Source organism: Stenotrophomonas sp. 78350_Sma, from assembly GCF_056482105.1.
In genome coordinates, this window is sequence record NZ_CM151182.1 from 2768968 (window position 1) to 2791276 (window position 22309).

General features: G+C 66.5%; 22 protein-coding genes. 6 read left to right on the plus strand and 16 right to left on the minus strand.

Features of this window, described 5'->3' with window-relative positions; translation table 11 throughout:
* Positions 1-14: 14 nt before the first annotated feature.
* Positions 15-1472 (minus strand): amidohydrolase family protein, encoded by a 1458-nt coding sequence (locus ACZK4H_RS12860; protein ID WP_099553511.1) that lies wholly within the window; start codon positions 1470-1472, stop codon positions 15-17.
* A 51-nt stretch (positions 1473-1523) separates the two neighbouring features.
* Positions 1524-2225 carry an ankyrin repeat domain-containing protein gene (locus ACZK4H_RS12865; protein WP_099553238.1) on the minus strand — a complete coding sequence of 234 codons (702 nt, stop codon included), beginning with the start codon at positions 2223-2225 and terminating at the stop codon, positions 1524-1526.
* A 122-nt stretch (positions 2226-2347) separates the two neighbouring features.
* Between ACZK4H_RS12865 and ACZK4H_RS12870 the strand changes: the two genes are divergently transcribed.
* Entirely contained in the window at positions 2348-3229 is an 882-nt protein-coding gene (locus ACZK4H_RS12870) for a LysR substrate-binding domain-containing protein (RefSeq protein ID WP_099553236.1), read from the plus strand.
* A 131-nt stretch (positions 3230-3360) separates the two neighbouring features.
* Positions 3361-3798 (plus strand): DUF3806 domain-containing protein, encoded by a 438-nt coding sequence (locus ACZK4H_RS12875; RefSeq protein ID WP_099553234.1) that lies wholly within the window; start codon positions 3361-3363, stop codon positions 3796-3798.
* A 77-nt stretch (positions 3799-3875) separates the two neighbouring features.
* On the opposite strand, the gene ACZK4H_RS12880 is transcribed toward ACZK4H_RS12875, so the two are convergent.
* Positions 3876-5036 carry an amidohydrolase family protein gene (locus ACZK4H_RS12880; RefSeq protein WP_099553233.1) on the minus strand — a complete coding sequence of 387 codons (1161 nt, stop codon included), beginning with the start codon at positions 5034-5036 and terminating at the stop codon, positions 3876-3878.
* A 183-nt stretch (positions 5037-5219) separates the two neighbouring features.
* Between ACZK4H_RS12880 and ACZK4H_RS12885 the strand changes: the two genes are divergently transcribed.
* Complete coding sequence (locus ACZK4H_RS12885; RefSeq protein ID WP_099553230.1) at positions 5220-5861, plus strand: hypothetical protein; 642 nt, start codon at positions 5220-5222, stop codon at positions 5859-5861.
* A 9-nt stretch (positions 5862-5870) separates the two neighbouring features.
* On the opposite strand, the gene ACZK4H_RS12890 is transcribed toward ACZK4H_RS12885, so the two are convergent.
* Together ACZK4H_RS12890 and ACZK4H_RS12895 are read right to left on the minus strand one after the other, a co-directional pair.
* Positions 5871-6518 carry a hypothetical protein gene (locus ACZK4H_RS12890; protein ID WP_239503822.1) on the minus strand — a complete coding sequence of 216 codons (648 nt, stop codon included), beginning with the start codon at positions 6516-6518 and terminating at the stop codon, positions 5871-5873.
* Between the two features lie 104 nt (positions 6519-6622).
* Positions 6623-9349, minus strand: coding sequence for a TonB-dependent receptor plug domain-containing protein (locus ACZK4H_RS12895; protein ID WP_099553225.1), 2727 nt, complete (start codon positions 9347-9349; stop codon positions 6623-6625).
* A gap of 217 nt (positions 9350-9566) precedes the next feature.
* Here ACZK4H_RS12895 and ACZK4H_RS12900 point away from each other — a divergent pair, with 217 nt between their 5' ends.
* Complete coding sequence (locus ACZK4H_RS12900) at positions 9567-10166, plus strand: GNAT family N-acetyltransferase (RefSeq protein WP_099604049.1); 600 nt, start codon at positions 9567-9569, stop codon at positions 10164-10166.
* Here ACZK4H_RS12900 and ACZK4H_RS12905 read toward each other — a convergent pair.
* Together ACZK4H_RS12905 and ACZK4H_RS12910 are read right to left on the minus strand one after the other, a co-directional pair.
* Positions 10163-10942: a CDP-diacylglycerol diphosphatase gene (locus ACZK4H_RS12905; RefSeq protein WP_099553221.1), complete on the minus strand. Its 780-nt coding sequence runs from the start codon at positions 10940-10942 to the stop codon at positions 10163-10165. The genes ACZK4H_RS12900 and ACZK4H_RS12905 overlap by 4 nt on opposite strands.
* Positions 10943-11010: 68 nt before the next feature.
* Positions 11011-11667: a decarboxylase gene (locus ACZK4H_RS12910; protein WP_099553219.1), complete on the minus strand. Its 657-nt coding sequence runs from the start codon at positions 11665-11667 to the stop codon at positions 11011-11013.
* 171 nt (positions 11668-11838) lie between these two features.
* Between ACZK4H_RS12910 and ACZK4H_RS12915 the strand changes: the two genes are divergently transcribed.
* On the plus strand, positions 11839-12135 hold the full coding sequence (locus ACZK4H_RS12915) for a hypothetical protein (RefSeq protein WP_005413768.1): 297 nt from the start codon (positions 11839-11841) through the stop codon (positions 12133-12135).
* Between the two features lie 97 nt (positions 12136-12232).
* Here ACZK4H_RS12915 and ACZK4H_RS12920 read toward each other — a convergent pair whose 3' ends face one another.
* The 9 genes from ACZK4H_RS12920 to ACZK4H_RS12960 all read right to left on the minus strand — a co-directional run bounded on the left by ACZK4H_RS12920 (position 12233) and on the right by ACZK4H_RS12960 (position 21188).
* Positions 12233-13117: a hypothetical protein gene (locus ACZK4H_RS12920; protein WP_099553217.1), complete on the minus strand. Its 885-nt coding sequence runs from the start codon at positions 13115-13117 to the stop codon at positions 12233-12235.
* 82 nt (positions 13118-13199) lie between these two features.
* Positions 13200-13808 (minus strand): SMI1/KNR4 family protein, encoded by a 609-nt coding sequence (locus tag ACZK4H_RS12925; RefSeq protein ID WP_099553215.1) that lies wholly within the window; start codon positions 13806-13808, stop codon positions 13200-13202.
* Between the two features lie 92 nt (positions 13809-13900).
* Positions 13901-15607 (minus strand): D-lactate dehydrogenase, encoded by a 1707-nt coding sequence (gene dld, locus ACZK4H_RS12930; RefSeq protein ID WP_099553213.1) that lies wholly within the window; start codon positions 15605-15607, stop codon positions 13901-13903.
* A complete protein-coding gene (gene lldD / locus ACZK4H_RS12935; RefSeq protein WP_010485059.1) occupies positions 15604-16743 on the minus strand; it encodes an FMN-dependent L-lactate dehydrogenase LldD in 1140 nt (379 codons plus the stop codon). Before lldD ends, dld begins: the two co-directional genes overlap by 4 nt.
* Positions 16744-16747: 4 nt before the next feature.
* The gene (gene lldR, locus ACZK4H_RS12940; RefSeq protein ID WP_099553210.1) at positions 16748-17512 is read right to left on the minus strand and encodes a transcriptional regulator LldR; all 765 of its coding nucleotides are present in this window, start codon (positions 17510-17512) and stop codon (positions 16748-16750) included.
* A gap of 53 nt (positions 17513-17565) precedes the next feature.
* Positions 17566-19224 carry an L-lactate permease gene (gene lldP, locus ACZK4H_RS12945; protein ID WP_478472979.1) on the minus strand — a complete coding sequence of 553 codons (1659 nt, stop codon included), beginning with the start codon at positions 19222-19224 and terminating at the stop codon, positions 17566-17568.
* A 224-nt stretch (positions 19225-19448) separates the two neighbouring features.
* Positions 19449-19901, minus strand: coding sequence for an MgtC/SapB family protein (locus tag ACZK4H_RS12950; protein ID WP_005410036.1), 453 nt, complete (start codon positions 19899-19901; stop codon positions 19449-19451).
* Positions 19902-20028: 127 nt separating this feature from the next.
* The gene (locus ACZK4H_RS12955; protein ID WP_099553207.1) at positions 20029-20787 is read right to left on the minus strand and encodes an SDR family NAD(P)-dependent oxidoreductase; all 759 of its coding nucleotides are present in this window, start codon (positions 20785-20787) and stop codon (positions 20029-20031) included.
* 146 nt (positions 20788-20933) lie between these two features.
* Complete coding sequence (locus ACZK4H_RS12960; protein WP_142806210.1) at positions 20934-21188, minus strand: hypothetical protein; 255 nt, start codon at positions 21186-21188, stop codon at positions 20934-20936.
* Between the two features lie 45 nt (positions 21189-21233).
* On the opposite strand from ACZK4H_RS12960, the gene ACZK4H_RS12965 reads away from it, so the two are divergent.
* On the plus strand, positions 21234-22187 hold the full coding sequence (locus tag ACZK4H_RS12965; protein ID WP_099553206.1) for a helix-turn-helix transcriptional regulator: 954 nt from the start codon (positions 21234-21236) through the stop codon (positions 22185-22187).
* The last annotated feature ends 122 nt before the right edge of the window (positions 22188-22309 follow it).

Sequence of the window (22309 nt, forward strand, 5' to 3'; positions counted from 1 at the left end):
GTCCAACCCCACAATCAGTCAGCTTTCGCCGCCCCTGCATTCCACGCCGCCACCTTGGCCTTGGTATCAGCCAACATCCTGTCCAGCGCGGCACGGTCATACACGTTGCCACGCAGGATCACGCTGTCGATCTTTTCGGTGGCAGCGATGTCCTGCAGCGGGTTGGCGGTCAGCAGCACGAGATCGGCAGCCTTGCCCTGCGCGACACCGCCGTAGCGGTCCATCTGGCCGAACCAGGCCGGGCCGGAACGGGTTGCGGCCGACAGCGCCTGCGGTGCGCTCAGGCCTTCCTTCACGAACAGCTGCAGTTCCTGGTGCAGGGCGATGCCCGGGAAGTTGAACGAGTTGAGGAAGCCCGCATCGGTACCGGCGATGATCGTCACGCCGGCCTCCTGCAGCATCGGCAGCACTGCAGCGACCTGGTGGTACTGCGCGTGGCGCGCCTCGATCTGCGCCGGCGTCGCCTTCGCCGCGCGGTCCACGCGCCACTGGTAGGTCGCGCGCAGGCCCGGGCCGATGTAGGCCAGGTACGGATCGTTGGCGTGGTCATCCTGGTCAAGGAAGTCGAGGATGCGGCCACCGTTGAGGGTCGGGGTCACGAATACGCCACGCTTGGCGAAATCACGGTAGGCGTGCATCGCCGTGTCACGGTCGAAGCTGGCGTCGAGGCGGCGGTTGGCTTCGGCGCGGTCGATGCGGCCGGCACCGAAGTCGGCGGCGATCTTCGCTTCGTCCTTGCTGCCGGCCTTGAATGCGTAGTCCAGGTGCTCGATCGAGGCAAGGCCGGCATCGACCGCCTGCTCCACGGTCAGCGCCATCGGGATGTGACCCGAGGCCTTGAAGCCGGCCTTGCGCGCGGCACTGGCCGAGTACAGGAACAGTTCCGGCTTCAGCGTGCTGTCGGTGATCTTCACAAAATCAACCTTGTCGTGCTGCAGGCGGGCGATTGCCTTGTCGGCGTCGGCCTCGCTGCCCACTTCGATCGTGCCCTTCCAGACCGGCTTGATGCCCTCGATCTTCGCGCCCGAACTAAGCAGGCGTGGGCCGAACAAGGTGCCCTTGGCGATCTCGCCGCGCCACTGCAGCACCTGCCCGGGCAGATCACCGGAACAGTCGCGCACGGTGGTGATGCCGTGCGCGATGTACAGCGGCAGCAGTGCCTTGTTCTCTTCGATCAGCGCCGGGCCACCACCGAAGTGCACGTGCATGTCCCACAGGCCCGGGATCAGGTACTTGCCCTTGGCATCGATCTGGCGGGCCGCACTCCACTGGCTGCGCAGCTGCGCGTCCGGGCCAACGGCGACGATGTCCTCGCCACGGATCACCACGCTCTGCCCGGCCAGGGTGCTGGCGTGCTCGACATCGACCACGGTGGCATTGCGGATCAGCAGGTCGGCGCGCTCGGCGGCAGACGCCGACAGCGGCGCTACCGCAAGGAGGATGGCAAGGGACAAAGGACGGGAACGGAACATGGACAGCATCCTGGTGAGCACGCCCAGCGTGCGGGTGGAAGGGGTTTGCATTCAGCGCACCGCGCCGTGCTGGCGCAGCAGGGTTTCAATTCCGGTATAGCCGCGCTGGCGCGCGTGCGCCAGCGGCGTCACGCCGTCGCCGTCGGCCAGCTCCGGGTTGGCGCCGGCCTCCAGCAGCAGCTGCACGATCTGCACATGGCGCGCGCCGCCATCGCCAAGCAGGATCGCTTCCAGCAGCGCGGTCCAGTGCAGCCGGTTGACATGGTCCACCGCCACACCGGCGCGCAGCAGCGTGCGCACGGTGGCGACGTGCCCGCGCTCGGCGGCCGGAATCAGCGCGGTGCCACCATAGCGGTTGGTGCTGCGCAGATCGGCGCCATGCGCCAGCGTCATCGCCAGGATCTCGTCCAGGCCCCGCGCACCGGCGTACAGGTAGGCGCTGTCCTGCAACGCATCCTTGGCATTGACGTCGGCGCCGGCTTCGATCAGCTCACGCGCGGCATCCACGTTGTTGCCGTGCGTGGCCAGCAGCAGCGCGGTGCGGCCCTGGCCATCGCGCGCCTCCAGCGTGGCGCCATCCTCGATCGCCTGTCGCACCGCATCGGCGTCGCCGCGGCTGGCGGCATCACGCAGGCGGCCATCGATGTCGGCTTTGGACGTGGCGGTGCAGGCTGGGGTGACCATGGCCAGCAGGCACAACAGCAGCACGCGCGTGAACGGCGCAGGCCAGCCAGGGGAACGATGGACGCGCATGACAGTGTCTCCTCATGTCCGTCGCCACGGAACGCCGTGCGACGGTAGCAACAGCCGGGCATTGCCGGCCCCTGCCCTGCATGGTAGAAGTCGGCCTGGGTATCCAGAAGTGAAATGTTCAAATGCAAGACAGTGCCAAATCGAATAGAACCCTGTTCGAACTGGACCTGCTGCGGGCGCTGGTGATGGTGGCCGACTGTGGCAGCTTCACTACGGCGGCTACGCGCCTGCATTCAACCCAGTCCACGGTCAGCCAGAAGGTGCGACGGCTGGAAGAGCTGGCCGGGCACCGTCTGCTTGAACGCAGCCACCGCGACGTGCACCCCACCGACGCCGGCCATACCCTGCTCGGCTACGCGCGGCGGATGCTGGATCTGAACGACGAAATGGCCCAGGCCCTGGCCGGGGCTACGGTGGAAACCGCCGTGCGCATCGGCGTGCCGGAGGACTTCGTCAATGCACAGACCACACGCATGCTGGCCGCCTTCAGTCGCCGCCACCCGCAGGTGAAGCTGGAGATCAGCAGTGGGCTGAGCCGTGACCTGGCGCACGGCTTCGATCACGGCGAGCTGGACCTGGTGCTGGTCAAGCAGCGGCGCAACAGCCGCCAGGCCGTACACTGCCGGCGCGAGCCGATGCACTGGATCGACAGCCTGCGCAGCAGCTGCCTGCTGCAGGACCCCCTGCCACTGGTCACGTTCCCGCCGCGTGGGCTGTACCGCGATGAGATGATCCACGCCGTGGAAGCGCTGGGCCTGCGCTGGCGCATCGCCTTCACCAGCTCGTCGCTGAGTGGCATCCAGGGCGCGGTGGCCGATGGCATCGGCATCAGTCTGCTGCCGCGTCGCGCGGTCACCCGCGAACACCGCATCATCGATGGCGAGCGTGAGCTGCCGGTGATCAACAACTACGAAATCGGCCTGCTGCATCGCGCGGACGCTGATGATGCCGTGCGCGCTCTGGCCAGCGAGCTGTGGCGGCAGGTGCAGCGCGAACCGGACTGACCACAGCAGATCCACGCCCTGCGTGGATGCCTTTCGCGCACCGCGCATCGAAACATGGCCACTCCGGCCGTACGGCGGGCACCATCGCCTCGTACAGTGCCTGTTGTTTCCGTGCTCCACGGCGCCTTGCGATGTCCGACGAAATCCCGACCCGCTTCGATCCCCTGCCCGCTGCCCTGCAGACGCATCTGCAGCACCAGCGTTCGCTGATCGCCGCGCGCGTGGCCGTCGGCTTCCCGACGTTGCCGGTGCAGTGGCCGCTGGCGGCCACCACCCTGCAGCGCGTGGTCGATGCCGAGCTGATCGATCGTGACGACTGCGATGGCTGGGAAGCGCTGGGCGTGGCGTTCGGTGACACCCTGGCCCAGCGCGTGCCGGGCCTTGCCTGGATGCAGGTCACCGATGCCTGGGGCATCGACGCGGTGCTGCGCTATGCCGACAGCAGCCTGCAGATCGGCGCCAGCACGCTGCTGCTCAAGCGCGTCGAGCAGGGCGAGATCATCGACATCGCCCACCTGCTTGCGTGGCTTGAGGAATTCGTCGCCACCCGCGCCGACGATTACGCCTGACGGCCCATCGGGGGAGATCCAGGCCATGCGTGGATGAATGAGACCACGCGATGGTGCCATCCACGCATGGCGTGGATCTACAGCCAGCGACCATCAACCACCACCCGGCGCTCCACCGGCACCGCAGCCACTGCGGCCGGGCCGTGGTCGGCGCGCACCGCCACGAAAGTGGCCGGCAGGTCTTCGGCAGTACCGTAGCGCGGTAGACCGATCACCTGCGCGGCATGGGTGGTGACCATGTCCAACGCGAGCATCAGGTCGGCATCGGTGTAGAAGCCCGAGCGATAGCCGAGCAGCATCGCCCGCTGCAGCAGGTCGCCATTGCCATACGGCCACCAGCAGTCGCGGATGTTGTCGTTGCCTGCGAACACGCGCACGCCGGCATCATGCAGCGCGCGCAAAGGCGGGAACGGATGATCACCCGGCGCGTTGCTCATGATCGCTACGCCCGCCGTGGCCAGTGCCTCACCCACCTGCAGCGCGCGCGCCAACGGCACGTCGCCCAGCGAGTAGGCATGGCTGACGGCAACGCGCCCCTGCAGGCCCGCGGCACGGGTGCGTGCGGCGATGCGCAGCAGCTGGGCCAGCCCGGTTTCACCGGGCTCGTGCAGGTGGATGTCCAGCTGCACGCCATAACGCTCGGCCAGGCCGAACAGCAGCGCGAGCTGGCCTTCGGCATCGCCATCCAGCGTGGTCGGGTCGATGCCACCCAGTACCTCCACGCCCGCTGCGATGGCCTGCTCGAGCACGGCAGCGGTGCCCGGGCAGGACATCACCCCGGCCTGCGGAAACGCCACCAGCTGGATCCGCATGATGTCGGCGCAGCGCAGCGCCGCCTCGCGCACCGCTTCGAGATGGCCGAGACCGGTGCTGGCGTCGATATCGACATGGCAGCGCATCGCCACCGTACCGAACGCACTGCACTGGCGGATCAAGGCCTCGGCACGGTCCACCATCGGTGCCGCACCCGCCACCGCCGCCTTCTCCACCGCCAGCCGCTCACGCAGGCTGTTCACCGGCTGGTGCGGGTGCCAATGGTCGCCGACGAAGCTCTTGTCGAGGTGAATGTGGCCGTCGACCAGCCCGGGCAGCACCGCGAAGCCCTGCAGGTCGACGCATTCCGCCCCTTCGGCCGGCGCGGTCTCGCCATTGAAACCACTGATGCGGCCATCACGGATATGGAAATGCAGTGGCGCACCGTCGCGGTCGACACCGCCATGGACGAACTGAAGCGTCATCGGAAACTCCCGGAAAGCCAAGAATGGCGCCATCGTGCGCCTCGCCACAGCCATCGGCCAACGAAATATCTGGATGGCACGCATTCACCGGAACGATGATTACCCCTGCGACAACCGGTCACAGCCACGCCGTGCACACGCCTGAACGGGTAACATGGGCGCCTGTTTCCGCAGTGATGCCGCATGGGCCCGTCCGACCGCCACGATCGTCTCCGCCGCTGGCAGGCCGCGTCCCTGCTTGCCGCCGCCCCGATCGCCAGCCTGTCCGCCACTGATGCCGGGGCCAGCACCCCGCCGCAGGCGCCACCGGGCCAGCAACGCATCGCCTCTGCCGCCCTGGTGGAAATGCTGCATCAGCGCGTGCTGGCCGGCCAGAGCGCCACCGCCACGCTCGAAACCTGGTGCGCCGAACATGGCCTGGCTGAGCAGGCCCGGGTCCGCGCCGTGCGCGTGCGCGGTACCGACAAACCGGCCCCGACCGAAGTGCTGCAGGCGCTGGGCGCGAAACCGGGCACCGAACTGCGCTATCGCCGCGTGCAGCTGGTCTGTGGCAGCCGCGTCCTGTCCGAGGCCGACAACTGGTACCTGCCCGGCCACCTCAGTCCGGCCATGAACCAAGTGCTCGATACCACCGATGAACCCTTCGGCCGGGTGGTCGGCCCGCTCGGCTTCAAGCGCCAGACGCTGGCCGATCAGACCTTCTGGCCGCCACGCGGTGAAGGCGACCAGGGCGTCATCCTGGAAGTTCGGGCCCTGCTCCGCGACCGCCAGCAGCAGCCTTTCAGCTACGTCATCGAGTCGTACCTGCAACAAGCGCTGCCCTAGCTGCATGTGTCACCGGTCAGGGCCCCACTGCGCGGTAATGCTGTTGGATGCCGGGTCCACCGAGAATACGAAGCGCCCACCATGCTGATCCCTGCCCCACGTCATCGGCGCAGTGGTCAGGCTGTAGACCGGGGCACCCTTGTCCATACCGATCGCCTCGGACCAGGCACTGAAATCCTCATCGGTACGGCTTCGTATCTCGCCGACACACAGGCTGTAGCCACAGGCGAAAGACACCAGCGTGCCGCCGCTGCCGATGAGCCGGGTCGCGGCCGCCCTGTAGAGCCGGGTCAGGTCCTGCACTTCCGGGTGGCCCGCCGCGTCCCGCTCGAACTGGCTGATCGCCTGTGCAAAGGCATTGTCCGAGCCAAGGACCACGTCGCTCTTTTCCGTCGACAGTGCACCTTCGGTCAACAGCAAGCGCTCGCCCTCGAGGAAGTGACCCTCCGCATCCGCAGGCCCCTGCCTGGCCATTGCACGCGTCGATGCCGTTGGCACGCGCACTGATCCAGCATCGGTCGCTGGGTTGGAAAGGGACGGCATGGGCGCGGCACTGGTCGCGTCCGCAGCCTCGTCCACGCTGGCCGCCTGCTCGCTGCTGCAACCGGCAACGGCCAGTACGGCAATCACACTCCACATCCTGACATCCATGCGCATCCTCCTCCATGTATCGCCACAGCATGCCACGTGCGCGCCGGCAACACGGATGCACCGCACAAAGAAAAGCCCGGCAATGCCGGGCCTTTCGTTCGCCTGCAGGATCAGCGGAACCGGTAGTCCAGCTGCACCCAGTACTGGCGGCCATACGGGTCGTAGTTGCCGACCGGGTAGAACGGCCAGCCGCCACCGTTCCTGTCCGCTGGCGGGCGGCTGTCACGCAGGTTGTTGACGATCACGCCCACCGACAGGTTCTCGCCGAACTGGCGGAAGACGCTGGCGTTGTACGTCATGTACGGCGCAATGCGGCCACTGCCATCGGTCTTCGGCAGCGAGCCGAAGCGGTTGCCGTACAGCGTGGTGGTCCAGTCACCCTGGTTCCAGGTGATGCTGCCGTTGGCCTTGCTGCGCCACTGGTAGTCATCCAGCGAATTGCGGATGTCACGCTCCGGATCATCGGAGAACTGCCGGTACTTGTGCTCCAGCACCACGGTATAGGCCAGGCGCGTGGTGAAGCGGCCATAGCGGCCGGCATCGAAACGCCAGTTGCCCTTCAGGTCCAGCCCGCGAACCGATTCAGAGGCGGCGTTGATCGGGTTGATCAGCACACGGGTCACCTGGTCCGGCTGCACCGTGGCATTGGACGGGTTGCGGATCACACGCGACAGCGCGTCCTGGCACAGCGGTGAACCGATATCACGCGCCTCGCCGCCCAGCGTCTTTCCCAGCCGGCAATCGGCCTCGTCACGCAGGATGCGGCTGGTATCGAGGCTGGTCACCTCGTTGTCGATGCGGATGTCGTAATAGTCGGCACTGAAGTCCAGGCCGGCCAGCGGCGACCAGACCACGCCGAAGCCATACGACTTGGCCGATTCAGGCTGCAGCTGTGCATTGGCGCGGTTGCTGTAATCGATCGACAGGCCGTTGTAGTCGCAGTTGTCGTACGACTGGCCCGCCGTGCGGCAGCGCCAGTAGTCGGTCATGCCCGGGTTGTAGCCGCGGGTTTCGGTGGCGAACACGTAGTTCATGTCCGGCGCCCGGAAACTGGTCGCCGCCGTACCACGGATCAGCAGGCTCTCGATCGGACGGAACTCGACGCCGAAGCTCCAGGTCGCCTTGCCGATGTGCTCGCCACCGGCACGGTACTGGTCATAGCGACCGGCCAGGGTGGTGGTCAGCGACTGCAGCAACGGCAGCTGCAGCTCCAGGCCGGCAGCATAGCGGTCGCGCTCGCCACCGGCACCGATACCGGCGCTGGTGTTCCAGAACTCGCCGGTGCCCAGGCGCGGGTCCGGGCGATTGCGGTAACCCTGGCTGCCGGCCTCGACCACGGCGGCCAGCGCGGCATCGCCACCGGGCAGTGCGAACAGCCGGCCGTTGACGCTGGCGCTGAAAGTCTGCAGCCACGCCGCGTTGCGGCTCTCCTGGTAGCCGGACAGGTCCTGGTACTCGTTCGGGCTCAGCGGCTGGAACAGGCGCGCCGGGTCCGGCGCATAGACCTCTACGCCATTGCGCACGCCCAGCTTCGGGCCAAGCAGGTATTCATTGATGCCGGCCAGCAGCACTGGGCGACGGGTGCGGTTCTCGTAGCGTGAGCGGCTGTAGACCGCTTCATAATCCCAGCCACTGTCACCGATCTGGCCGCGCGCGCCGACGTTGAACGACCAGGAGTTTTCCAGGAAACGGTTGGCATTGCGCGGCAGGCCACCGATTTCCTCGGGTGCAAAGCGGCGGTACCAGCTTTCCAGGTTGCCGGTGGTCTGGTTGTAGAAGTAATTGCGGGCCGAGGTCCAGGTGGGCGCACGGGTGTTGTTGGTGATGCGTGCGCTGCCCACGGCCAGATCGGCGAACAGGTCGGTGGTCTCGTTGACGTGGAAGGTCAGCAGGCCGTAGCCGTTGAGATTGCGCTTCTCGGTCTGCACCGTCCAATAGCTGGCGGCGGCCTCGTTGCTGCCGCAATACCAGCCCTGGCGCGGGTTGAAGGCGCGGAACACGCTGCCGCCATAGATGTCCGACGCCGCGTCGCAGCCATTGACGCCCGGATCGATGTTGCGACCGGTGGCAGCGTTGCGGCGATACGCGATCGCGGTCGCCTGCGGCGCCTTGCCGGTCGGATCGTCCTCCAGCGAATCCATGAAGTCGCGCTGGCGCGCATGGATCGCCTTGCGCACGTCGAACTCGAAGCCGAACAGGGCATCCCAGCGCTCGCCGGAACTGCCACCGACCACCTGCGCGCGCTGGTTGTCGCCACCGCCCTGCTGGGTGCCGCCGGCGCGCACGTTCACGTCCACACCTTCAAAGCGGTCCTTGAGGATGATGTTGACCACGCCGGCGATGGCATCCGAGCCGTACACCGCCGACGCACCGGCAGCCAGCACCTCGATGCGCTCGATCAGGGCGCTGGGAATGTTGGCCAGGTTGACCACGTTCACCGAGCCTTCGTAGGCCAGCGGGTAGTCGGCCTGGCGGCGTCCGTTGACCAGCACCAGCGTGCGGTTCGGGCCAAGGCCGCGCAGGTTGATGGTGTTGGCCGCCGGAGTGAAGGTGTTGCCGAAGTCCTCGCCCTGCACGTTGCCGGTGTTTTCGGTCAGGGCGCTCAGCGCGTCGAACGCATTGCGGTAGCCCTGCGCGTCGATCTGCTCGCGGCTGATCACGGTCACCGGGGACGGCCCTTCGACGCTGGCGCGCGGAATGCGCGAGCCGGTGACCTTCACTTCCTGCAGCGAGGTGGGTGCGCTTTCCTGCGCGAAGGCCGGCAACGAGACCAGCATCAGGGACGACAGCGCGAGCACCAGCGGACGCGGGCGCAGCGCCTTGTGAGAGGCGGACATGGGCTTCCTGGGGGAGTTGGGCGGGTGGTACGGGACCGGAGGCGTGCGCGGCACATAACGATCCCGTAACGAAAGTGTCCTGAATGGGTGGTTTCAACGGAAATGACCAGCCCTGATGGCCTTATGCCTGAACCGAATCAGGCTCCGCCCGGTGGTCGTCGTGTTTTTGCAATCTTTTGAATGGTCTGGCGAACCGGGCGTTGCCATCGTTCCGGGGATGATGACCCCGTACCCCACATCCCTCCTCCCCCCTTTGCGCCCTGTGTCGCGCCGCCATCTGCTCCAGCTGCAGGTGGCGCCGGTCACCCTGCGCCCGTTCCAGCGGGCCGACCTGCCGGCCTGGCGCCTGTTCGACGACCGACGCCGGCGCGGTCGGCATCTTCACCCTGGTCTTGACGAAGAAGCACGTTTCCTCGCCCACATGCACCGCTCGCGCCTTGAGCAGGACAACGACCAGTTGATGCTGGGTGTTTTCGATGACCAGCACGGGACCGTGCTGGACCAGTTGCACGTCCGCCTGCATTCGCTGCACTCGCGCTGCGCCGAGCTGCTGTCACTGCAGCACTGGCACGCGCACACCGACGCGATGCTGCACGCACTGTGCCCGTTCCTGTTCGAGGATGTCGGCCTGCACCGCCTGTTCGTGATGCTGCCGCCGGACTGCAGTGACCCGTTCGCCACTGCGCTGCACGCCTTCGGCTTCGAGCAGGAAGGCCTGCTGCGCGACCATCATCTGGATCTGGATGGCTGGCAGGATCGCAAGCTGCTGGCGCTGACCGCACCGGTCTGGCGCAGCCGCCAGCAGCCCCAGGGTTAGCGGACCCGCTCCAGGGAGTCGCTTGCGCCGGTCAACACCGAGCAGGCGTGGTCCTGCAGCTCTTCGGCGCTGGCCTCATTGCCGGTGCCGGCGTCCACACGGGTCGCCAGCAGAATGAAGCCCGGGCCGCCCTGCACGGCGTCCCGGCCGGCCACGACCAGGCTCCACTGGCCCACGTCGTCCACGCCAGCGAGGTCATAGGCCAGCAGATTGAGCGGATTGGCGGTCAGCTCCGCGCCCGGCAGCAGCCGGGCCCGGTACTGATGGCCGCGCAGCAGTACCGGCAGTGGCGCCCACCGGGTGCCCAAGGCACCGGCATGTGCATCCAGGGCCTGCAGCACATCGGCGCGCAGGCAGTCGACATGGATATGCAGCTGGTGCTGCGAGCGGCCATGTGGTGAATTCAGCGCCAGGCTGGCGACGCTGCGCGGCAGTGGTTGGCCCAGGGCCCGTTCGGTGTGGCTGCGTGCCTGCCAGGCTGCGGCAAAGTAATTCGGCGCACCGCGCTGGTACAGGGCGAGGTTCTCGATCCCGCTGACCTTGTCCAGCGGCATCAGCAGGAACTGATAGTCGCCGTGCGCGTCCTTGACCAGCACATCGCGGCGGTCCGCAGCCGTCTCCACGCGCAGGCAGTCGCCGCGTGGACCTTCGGCGCCCCGGCAGTCACGTTCGATCAATCGCCACAGTGCATCGGAATGCACCGGCGGCGGCGTTGGAGCGCTGGCACAGGCGGACAACAGCAGCAGGGATGGCAGCAGGAAGGGGCGCAGGGACACGGCAACGGCTCACGGAACAGGCACGGCAGACGGCGCCGCGCCGCATTCTAGCCAATGGAGTGCTGCAATCAGTAAGTGCCGAACGGCACTTCAACCACGATCGGGGCGGCGCCCTCACCTGTCTGCAGGGTGTAGCGATCCAGCGCGCCATCGTCATCGGCATGCGGCTGGCGCTGGAAATGCAGCGGGTAGCGGGTGTCCCCCAGGCGCACGGCACTGCCGTCGGCCTCCAGTGCGGCACCTTCCGGAATCAACAGCCCGCCCAGGTCGCTGTAGGCGCCCGGCACATCGGCGAAGCTGTAGTCGGCCAGTTCGTCCACCCGTTGCATCGCGTAGACGTGCGGAACATAGGGGCGTGCCGGGCTGCGGCCATTGCTCAGGTCGGTCACCCAGGCCTGCGGCAGGTGGTACTGCTCGCGCAGCGCGGCCACGCCCAGCGACGGACTGGCCACCTGCAGGCAGCACACCGCGCGCTTGCCCTCACGGTCGACAATGGCGAATCGATCACCGCGGGTGGAGGCCTGCGGCAGCATGGCAAAGGCGAGGTCGCGCTGGGCCGGCGTGTAGCCGGCCTCGGTCTGCAGGTTGCGCCAGGCGCCGAACACCGGGGGGTCGACCGGCACAGGTTCCGGTGCGGCAGCGGAGGCGGCAAACGCCATGCCCAGCATGGACAGCGCCAGTGCCATCATCGTCCTGCCCTTGTCGCGGAAACTGCCTGCCGTCATACCGTGTCCAACGCCTGCGCCGGAAAGGCCCGGCCTGCCCGCTGGCGTACTGCCAGCCATTCCTCCCACTATGCAATGACCACGCTGTGCCGGCAATGACCGGGGCGCTGACGCCTTTCGCACGCTCGGTGCTATCGTTCCCGCCATCTTCCCCTGCGCAGGAGCGCTCGCATGTCTGCATTCCGTCTGTCCCTGTTGCTGCCGGCCTCTGCCCTGCTGCTGTCGGCCTGCGTCAGCACCCCTGGCCCGGAAGTCAAAGGGAGCGGCCGCTGCGACGCCAGCCAGCTGGGCTGGGCGATCGGCCAGCCGGCCAATGAGCCCAACATCCGCCGCCTATCCCGCGAGAGTGGTGCCGGCCTGGTCAACCCGATCGGCCCCAGCACCATCACCACCAAGGACATCCGCCAGGACCGCCTGCGCGTGTTCGTGGACAAGGACAACATCATCACGTCCACGCGCTGCGAGTAAGCGCCGCCACGGGCTTCTGTAGAGCCGAGCCCACGCTCGGCTGCTCTCTGGTCGGGCCACGCGGGAACCCGAGTCGAGCATGGCTCGACGCTACATTTCAGGGTTCGGTATAGCCGGCGCAGTCCGGCAATTCCTGGTCCGGGTGGAACATGCCCTCGCGGAAGTGGAACAGCCGGGTATAGGTGCATGCCGGATCCTGCTCGCTGCGCAGGTCCTTCTTCTTCAGCGGCCCCTTGGCCAGCGAATCCTCGAAGCGCGAAACACCGGCCGGGAACCGGGTCGCGACGGTCTGGTAGCGCAGCACCGGCATGCCCCCGGCAACCGTATCCAGCGCAAGCTTTGCCGAGAAGCCGTACTCGTCGTGGCAGGCACCTGCGCGCTGCTTGATGTCCTGCTCGCTGAAACAGGCGCGGATCATCGCACTGCCCAGCCATGGCACGGTCAGCACGTCGTCGTCCACCTGGATGTCGTCCTGCAGGTGGCGCACGCGTGCCAGCTGCAGCGTGGACGCGTCGGCACCTCCACCGGAGTACATGGCGCTGAACGTGACGATGCCACCCACCAGCACATTCTGGCGGGCGCGCTGCTGCGGATCGGTCACTGGTTCATCGCTGCCCACGCCTGGGGCAAGCCGCACGATCCATGGCCACAGCGACAGCTCGCTTTCCTGCGGCACGTCGATGCTGACGCGATAGCTGTGGGGCTTGCCTTGGCCCTGCACCTTTTCCAGCACCTCAAGCATGGTGGGCCGGTCACCCTCCTCGGAGACCGGCTGCACGCGCACGCACCAGTTGCCGTCCCGGGTGCAGTCATAAAGACCCGACGGTCCAGTCTCACTCGCGATCAGCACCTGCCCCAGCGGCTCCATCACATTGCCGGCGGCATCGCGCTGCTGCGGCAGGATCGCGCTCTGGGCCAGCGCCAGCAGCGGGGTGGCCAGCAGTGCAACGCACAGGGTGGCGCGGGCGCCAGCGGTGGGCATGGAGGAGATTCCTGCTCGTGGAATCCAGATGGTAGCGCAGGAGTAACAGGACGATCGCGACCAGTCAGAACGGCGCTCCCAACTACGCCCCGCCAGCAGTCCGGAGAATGGCCGGGGGAGCGAAGCCGTCATCAGTTGGCGACTCGAGATTCTCACCATCCCAGCTTGCCTGACTGATCCACTCCACAGCCTTTTCAGCGAACTCAGCGAAAGTGGGAGCGAGAAGGTACTTGGTGTCTTCATCCGCACCAAAGGCAATCATCTGTCCTTCAGCACCGCCAATGTCGGGATCGAAATCCAATCCCATGTGATTGCCGCCACCATCGTGAGTCAGCGGTATCCAACGCGCATTGGTGTACATCGGCTTCACCACCCCCGCGGGACTCGCCTTCATGAACTCCGCGCAGTCCTCGTTCATGCCGTCGGCCTCGATCTCACGCCAACCGCGCCACTGCCGCCTGATCTCCATGGACGAGAGCATCTGACTACCGAACAGAAGCCCTACCCCATCCTGGCCATCGTGAATCATCAGCAACTGCCTTAGCAGATCTGGCAAAGCGACTCCAAGCTGAGCCTCCAGTTCAGCCAACTCGCTTTCGGAGGCTCCCGTCCGCAACTGCACTTCATCCAGGCAACTCTTCTCATGAAGCGACGCTTTGATGGACGCCCATATCTGATCGGCACTCTGCATTGGTTCTGTATCCGTCTCGGCCAAGACCTCAGCCTAGTGCCCACCCGATCAGTGAGGAATGCAAGAAATCCGAACTTTCGGAGAGTGCGCCGCTAGTGCCCACTACAGTCGCAGCCACCCCAGCCCTTGGCTTTCGAGGTCTGGCCGATGCCCGGATTGAACGTATTGCTCGGGTCCAGCTGCTTGTAGAACCCGGCCAGCGCCGGCTTGGCCGGGTACAGGTGGCCGACGTTGTGCTCGGCCGGATACTCGGCGCCGCGCTGGTCCAGCAGCGCCCACATCGCGTGCTCGATCGCCATCGGGTCTTCGCCCTTGCGCGCGATGTAGTCCTGGTGGAACACGTGGCACAGGAAGTGCCCGTAATACAGCTTGTGCAGCAGGCGGTCGTCGATATCCGCCGGCAACTGCTCGAACCAGTCGGCATCATCGCGACGCAGGGCGATGTCCAGCGCCACGATGTCCTGCACCTGGTCGCGATGCACTTCGCGGTAGCGCACTGCCGCGCCGGCCACCGCGAAGCGATGCAGGAACGCCTTGCGCCCCTCCTCCGACGTGCAGTGGAAATAGCCCCCTTCGTGCCCGGCGAAGAATCCGCGCAGCCAGGCCTCGGTTGTCGCCGCGTCCTGCGCGGAGACCTTCAGCAACAGGTGATGCTCGTAACGCTGGCGGAATTCTCCCATGCGCTTGGGCAGGTGCGAGGGCAGCAGGCCGGTCAGCACCTGCATCACCCGATCAGTCACCCCGCGCAGACCCAGCCGCTCGAACCAGCCATCCACACGGTTCTTCAGCGCGAACGCGGCCGGCACGCGCGCGGTACCGAGGCGATCGATCAACAGGAAACTGTCCTTGCCGTAGCGCTCGCCGATGTCATAGGCATCGCGGTGGATGTACTCACCGGCAATCGGCAGGCGCTCGAAGCCGGTCAGCAGCTGGCGCCGGATCGCAGTGAGGCTGTCGGTGCGGTTGCTGCCGATGTAGAAGACCTCGGCGGCCTCCTTTTCAAAGGTGTCCAGGCGCACCGCGAACACCGCCAGCTTGCCGGCCGAACCGGCAGCTTCGAAGTGGCGGCTGGGGTCGGCGTTGAAACGCGCCGGCGTATCGGCATCGACCCTGCGCACTTCCTCGGCGTAGCGTGGATCGGAGGCGGCGCGGCCATCGCCGTCACCCACGTCGCCAGCAGCATAGTCGCCGGCCTGCAGGCGCTGTAGGATCTGCTCGGGCGTATCACCCAACGCAATGCCCAGATGGTTGACCAGCTGCAGCTGGCCCTGCGCATCGACCTGCGCATACAGCGCCAGCTCGGTGTAGGCCGGCCCACGGCGCACCAGCGCACCGCCGGAGTTGTTGCAGATGCCGCCCAGCACCGAGGCGCCGATGCAGGACGAGCCGATCACCGAATGCGGCTCACGGCCCAGCGGTGCCAGGGTCTGCTCCAGGCGGTCGAGCGTGGCGCCGGGCAGGCACAGCACCTGGCGGCCTTCGTTCAACAGCTGGATGCCGGTCAGGCGCAGCGTGCTGACCAGCACGATCGGCCGCCCATAGTCGTTGCCATCCGGGGTCGAGCCGCCGGTCAGGCCGGTATTGGCCGCCTGCAGGATGATCGCCGCCCCACCCTGCACCGCCGCCTGCAGCACGCGCCACAACTCCAGCAAGGTGCCCGGGCGCACCACCGCCAGCACCGGGCCGTCGCCGAAACGATAGCCACGGCGGAAGCGGCGCGTGGCCTTGTCGCCGGTCAGCACATGGCGGCTGCCGACGGCGTCGCGCAGCTGTGCCAGCACGGCATCGTGGCCACTCATGGCAGGCTGACCAGCGAATCGCGGCCGATGTCGGCGATGCGACGCGCGCCGGTCAGTGTCATCGCCACGCGCATTTCCTTGGCGATCAGGTCCAGCAGGTTGGCCACGCCGGCCTCGCCCTGCGCGGCCAGTGCATAGACGAAGGCACGGCCCAGCAGCACGGTGTCGGCACCCAGCGCCAGCATGCGCACCACGTCCAGGCCGGTACGGATGCCCGAATCGGCGAGAATTTTCAGATCGCCCTGTACCGCATCGGCAATCGCCGGCAGTGCGCGCGCGGTGGACAACACGCCGTCCAGCTGGCGGCCACCGTGGTTGGAGACCACGATGCCATCGGCGCCGAACTTGACCGCATCGCGCGCGTCATCCGGGTCGAGGATGCCCTTGATCACCATCGGGCCCTTCCAGAATTCGCGGATCCACTCCAGGTCCTTCCACGAAATGGAGGGATCGAAGTTGCTGCCCAGCCAGCCGATATAGTCCTCCAGCCCGGTCGGGTTGCCACGGTAGGTGGAGATGTTGCCCAGATCATGCGGGCGGCCGAACAGGCCCACGTCCCACGCCCAGTGCGGATGGGTGATGGCCTGGCCGATGCGGCGCAGCGAGGCATTCGGGCCGCTCATGCCGGAGTGTGCATCGCGGTAGCGCGCGCCCGGCACCGGCATGTCCACGGTGAACACCAGGGTGGTCACGCCCGCGGCCTGCGCCCGCTCCAGCGCGTTGCGCATGAAGCCACGGTCGCGCAGCACATACAGCTGGAACCACATCGGCCGCTGGATGGCCGGTGCCACTTCCTCGATCGGGCACACCGATACGGTGGACAGAGTAAACGGGATGCCGCGGCTGTCGGCCGCGCGCGCCGCCTGTACTTCACCACGCCGGGCATACATGCCGGTCAGGCCGACCGGCGCCAGCGCCACCGGCATCGCCAGTTTTTCGCCGAACAGCTCGGTTTCCAGGCTCAGGTCGGACATGTTGCGCAGGATGCGCTGGCGCAGCGCGATGTCGGACAGGTCGGAAACGTTGCGCTTCAGCGTGTGCTCGGCATACGCGCCGCCATCGATGTAGTGGAACAGGAACGGCGGCAGCCGGCGTTGCGCTGCAGCACGGTAATCGGTGGAGGCGGAGATGATCATGGGGTCAACCGTGTGGGGAAGGTAGACGCGAGGCCCGCGCACGCCGGGCTTCGTTGTCATCGAGGGTGCGCAGCGTGGTGTGCACGAACTCGAGGTGGGCATGCGCGGCGGCGCGCGCGCGTTCGGGGTCGCCGGCCAGCACCGCATCCATCATCTCGCGATGCTGGTCGGACAACGGCGAGAAGGTCCTCGCCGAGGTGTAGAGCTTTTCGCGGCTCTGCGAGATGTTGGTCTGCAGCAGTTCGAACAGGCCGCGCATCACCTGCAGCAGCACCAGGTTGTGTGAGGCCTCGGCGATGGACAGGTGGAAGGCCGCGTCAGCCTCCGCTTCACCGGTGGGGTCGTCCTTGCCGTGCGCGTCCATCATGGTCTGGAAGGCCTGCGCGATGCGCGTGCGGTCCTCGTCGGTGGCACGCAGCGCTGCATGCCAGGCAGTCGCACCTTCCAGCGCGTGGCGGATCTCCAGCACGTCGAAGCGGTATTCCGGGTCGCCCTGGAACAGCGGCAGGTACGGCGCCAGTGGTTCGTCCAGCGCCTGCCGCGCGCGCGCCGCAGGTTCGGCCACGTAAGTACCGCCACCGACGCGTGCGGTCAGCAGGCCCTGGCTGGCCAGCTGCGCGATGGCCTCGCGCAGCGCGGTGCGCGAGACCCCCAGCTGCACCGCCAGAGTGCGCTCGGCCGGCAGCCGGTCACCCGGCTGCAGCCGTTGTTCCTGCACCATGCCGCGCAGCTGTGCGGCCACCTTGTCGGAAATACGTTGCGTGCTCATGGCGCCATTGTGGCCCGAAGCGCGCAGTGGGTGGTCTGCTGGCCGTGCATGGCTCAGGGAATCATCCAGGTCAGCCAGTAGGCCTGGGCCAGGGTGATCAGGCCGACCATGGTGGTGAAGATCAGGCTGTGCTTGACCGTGAAACGGAACAGGTCCGATTCCTTGCCGGCCAGGCCGACCGCCGCACAGGCAATGGCGATCGACTGCGGCGAGATCATCTTGCCGGTGACACCGCCGGTGGTGTTGGCCGCCACCAGGAGCACGTCGGACACGCCGATCTGCTGTGCGGTGGTGGCCTGCAGCGCCGAGAACAGCGCATTGGACGAGGTATCCGAACCGGTCAGGAACACGCCCAGCCAGCCCAGGAACGGCGAGAAGAACGGGAACGCGTCGCCGGTGTGCGCCAATGCCAGCGCCAGCGTTGCCGACAGACCCGAATAGTTGGCGATGAAGGCAAAGGCGAGCACCATGCCGATCGAGTAGATCGGCATGCGCAGCTCCCGCACGGTTTCGCCGAAGGTGTGCAGCGCCGAGCGGGCCGGCATGCGCAGTGCGATGATCGCGATCACCGCCGCGAGGATGATCGAGGTGCCGGTGGCCGAGAACCAGTCGAATTTGTAGACCGCCTCGTAGCTGAGCGGTGCGTCCACGATCGGCGGCATCTTCTGCACCATCTGGTCCAGGCCCGGCACCGGGATCTTCAGCACCCAGCCTTCCAGTGGGCCGCCGGCCGCGAACAGCGACTTGAACGGCTTGATGCTCCACAGCGTGACCATCGCGGTGAGGATCAGGAACGGCGACCACGCCTTGGCGATCTGGCCGACGCTGTAGCGCGGTGCCTCCAGTGCCTGTGCGGCCGCCTCGGCGCTGGTTTCGGTATCGAAGCGGAAGATCCGTACCGGCTTCCAGCGGCGCAGGAACAGGGTCAGGCAGACCAGCGACGCCAGCGACGCGGTGATGTCCGGCAGTTCCGGGCCGATGAAATTGGAGGTCAGGTACTGCGCGATGGCGAACGAGCCACCCGCAACCAGCACCGCCGGCCAGGTTTCCTTGATGCCGCGCCAGCCATCCATGATCGCCATGATCCAGAACAGCACGATGATGGTCAGGAACGGCAGCTGGCGACCGGCCATCTGGCCAATCTCGAATGCATCCAGGCCGGTGACCTGCCCGGCCACGATGATCGGAATGCCCATTGCGCCGAACGCCACCGGCGCGGTGTTGACGATCAGGCACAGGCCGGCGGCATACAGCGGCTTGAAACCCAGCCCGACCAGCAGTGCCGCAGTGATCGCCACCGGTGCACCGAACCCGGCCGCACCCTCCAGGAAGGCACCGAAGGCGAAGCCGACCATCAGCATCTGCAGGCGCTGGTCTTCGGTCACCGACAGGATCGAAGCGCGGATGATGTCGAACTGGCCGGTCTTGACCGAGACCTTGTAGAGGAACACCGCGCCGATGATGATCCAGGCGATCGGCCACAGGCCGTAGACGAAGCCGAAACCGGCCGCTCCCAGCGCCTGGCTCAGCGGCATGCGGTAGAACAACAGGGCCACGCCAAGCGCGATGGCGACGGTGATGGTGCCGGCCAGCCAGCCCTTCATGCGCAGCACGGCCAGGGCAATGAAGAAGAACGCGATCGGCAGCAGCGCGATCAGGCTGGACAACCACAGGTTGCCGGCGGCGTCGTACAGGTGTTGCCAGGGCTGCATGAAGACTCTCGACTGGATGCGGAAGATGCCCCACCGCAGGCGGTGGATCGCCGTGGCCGTCGATTATTGGTCGTACCAATAATGAGTTCGATCAGACCACTTGCAGCGGATTTAACCGCCACTCCGACGAAGAGCCTATTAGACCATAGGGCTAGACGACATATTGGTACGACCATCAGGGTCGCCCCGGTAGTGCCGGCCGCTGGCCGGCAACTCGGGATTCCCTACGAAATCCGCTTCTCCAACCGCCGCATCACCGCCAGCACCAGCACGCACAGCACGCTCACCCCGATGGCAATCACGTATTTGCCGATACCCACGGCGATCCCGATCGCTGCGGCCATGATCAGCGAGCTGGCCGTGGTCAGGCCGCTGACCTGATCCTCGCGTGACCCACGCAGGATGGTGCCGGCGGCAACGAAGCCGACACAGGCCACCACCGCTTCGATCAGGCGCACCGGATCGACCTGCAGCAGGTCGCGGTAGCGCTCCTGCTGGAAATGTTCGGCCACCGAATCGCCGAGGCCGACGATCAATGCGGCAGCCCCCGCGATCAGCATGTGCGTGCGCAGACCGGCAGCGTGCTTGCCCATCTCGCGCTCGACGCCGAGTACGCCGCCGAACAACATGGCTGCGGCCACGCGCAGCAGGATCGAGACATCCTGGGTGAGTTCCATGGGCAAGGCTCCGGGATTTTCCCGGAGCGTCGCGCGGCGATCGTGGGACGGGGGTGAAGGCGATGGCACGCCTTCTTCACCGCGCGCTTTCATCCACGCATGGCGTGGATCTACTGACCGCATTCGCTCACTGCGCGAGGTAGCCACCATCGATGGCGTAGTACGCGCCGGTCGCGAACGAAGCGTCGTCACTGGCCAACCAGGCCACCAGTGCTGCCACTTCTTCGGCCGTACCCAGCCGCTTCAGTGCATGCCGCCCTTCCAGCGTGGCGCGTACCTTTGGATCCATTTTTTCCAGCAACGGTGTGCTGATGAAGCCCGGGCCGACCGCATTGACACGGATACCGTCGGCCGCGTATTCCCAAGCGGCGGTCTGGGTCAGCCCGACCACGCCGTGCTTGGCTGCAACATACGCGGTGGAGCCGGCATAGCCCACCTGGCCCAGGATCGAGGCCATGTTGATGATGCTGCCACCCGTGCCGGCCGCACGCATGGCCTGGATCTGCGCACGCTGGCACAGGAACACGCTGGTGAGGTTGACGTCGATGACCCGCTGCCAGCCATCGATCGGATAGTCACCGCTGCTGGCGGCCGGCCCACTGATGCCCGCGTTGTTGACCGCGACATGCACACCGCCCAGCTCCCTTACCGTGCGCTGCACCGCCGCCTCGACGGCAGCATCGTCAGTCACGTCCAGCGCGATGCCGATGGCCTGCGCACCGCTGCCCTGCAGCCGTGCCACCGTGGCATCCACTGCGTCCTGTTTCAGGTCCCATACCGAAACGCGCGCACCGGATGCGGCAAGGGTCTGCGCGGCCGCCAGGCCGATGCCGGATACGCCGCCAGTCACGATCGCGGTCTTGCCGGTGAGCTGGTAATCGATCATCTGCATTCTCCTTCTGTGGAGGTATCGATGCGGCGTGTCGCCGCGAACCCCTCACGCTACGCCTTCATCCGTGATGACCCGGCAGACAGCGCGTCCACGGCTGATCGTTCCACGCGTAAAACCTCAACTCCAGTTGATGTATGGAATTACGTACGGATATGCATGCAAAACGCTGGCGTATGTTCAGCAGCATTTTCACTTTGGCCGTAATCGTCAATCGTTTTGACCATCTCGAAATCAAATGCAGATGAATCAAGGCGACAATGGGAAACGTTTCCAGTTTCTTCGACACACTCATTCCAATCTGGCGTTTCCCCAGCCATCCAGCGTGCCATCGCCACCGCATCGCAGCGGGTCCGCACAGGCCACGACCGGAACTGCATCTGCAATGCAGAGCGCATGGGCGAGGTACTGCCAGCGTCCACCTCCTGCGCACGTGCCGAGCAATGTCCCGATACTTCACTTTTGCCGATTACCGCCGCTTCGGCCACCGCCACGGCTTTGACTACCGCGCTGACCCCGAACACCTGCGCGACGACCAGTGGGCGGGCCATGGCGAAGTCAACGAGCAGTTCCTGCGCGGTGGCATGAGCCTGATCGCATCCGACGTCCACAATCGCTTTCCATACGTCGCCACTGCCCAGCAGAGTCCCGGGCTGGCCATCCGCGTGATGCTGCAGGGGCAGGTGGATGTACGCATTCCCCGGCGCAGTGGCTTCACCCTGCGCGCGGGCACTGCGATGACCGCGCACCACCGCGAACAGGTCGAAATGACCGGTGCACATCCCGGCGAAACGCGCATGCGCGGCGTCAGCGTGATGGTACCGGCGGAGATCGATCCGGATCTGTTCCAGCTGCCGCAGCTGCACACGGCGCTCAGCACTCACCTGGAGTGCCGCCACTGGGCGATTCCGCATACCCTGCTGCCGGTGCTGGGCCAGTTGTTCGACAGTCCCTGGCAGGACGGCATCGATGCGCTGTGGCGCGAGGGCGTAGCCCTGCAGCTGCTCGCCGTTGGCCTGCAGGCCGAGGATCTTCAGACCGAACAGGTGCGCACCCTACGTGCGGGCCAGCGCGAACGGCTGGAGCGCGTGCGCGCCTACCTGCATGATGACCCAAGTCACGCCCACAGCCTGGTCGAACTGGCGCAGCTGGCGTGCATGAGCCCAAGTTCGCTGCGCCGTCATTTCGCCCAGCAGTATGGGAGTTCGGTATTCGATTATCTGCATGAGCAGCGCATGCGCCATGCCGAGCAGGGCCTGCGCGAAGACGGCTGGACGGTCGAGCAGGCCGCCGCCGCCAGTGGTTACCGCCACCCCAGCAACTTTGCCGCTGCATTCCGCAAGCGCTTCGGTCTGGTGCCCAGCCGCTGGCGCACGGGCCCCTCGAAGGTGGGCTGAAGGCCTGTGCCCTGGCAGGTGTCGATCTTGGTCGATCGGCATACCATGGCCCAGCCCTGGCAGGTGTCGACCTTGGTCGACACGCTCTCGCGCCATTGCAGTTGCCGGCCAGCGGCCGGCAC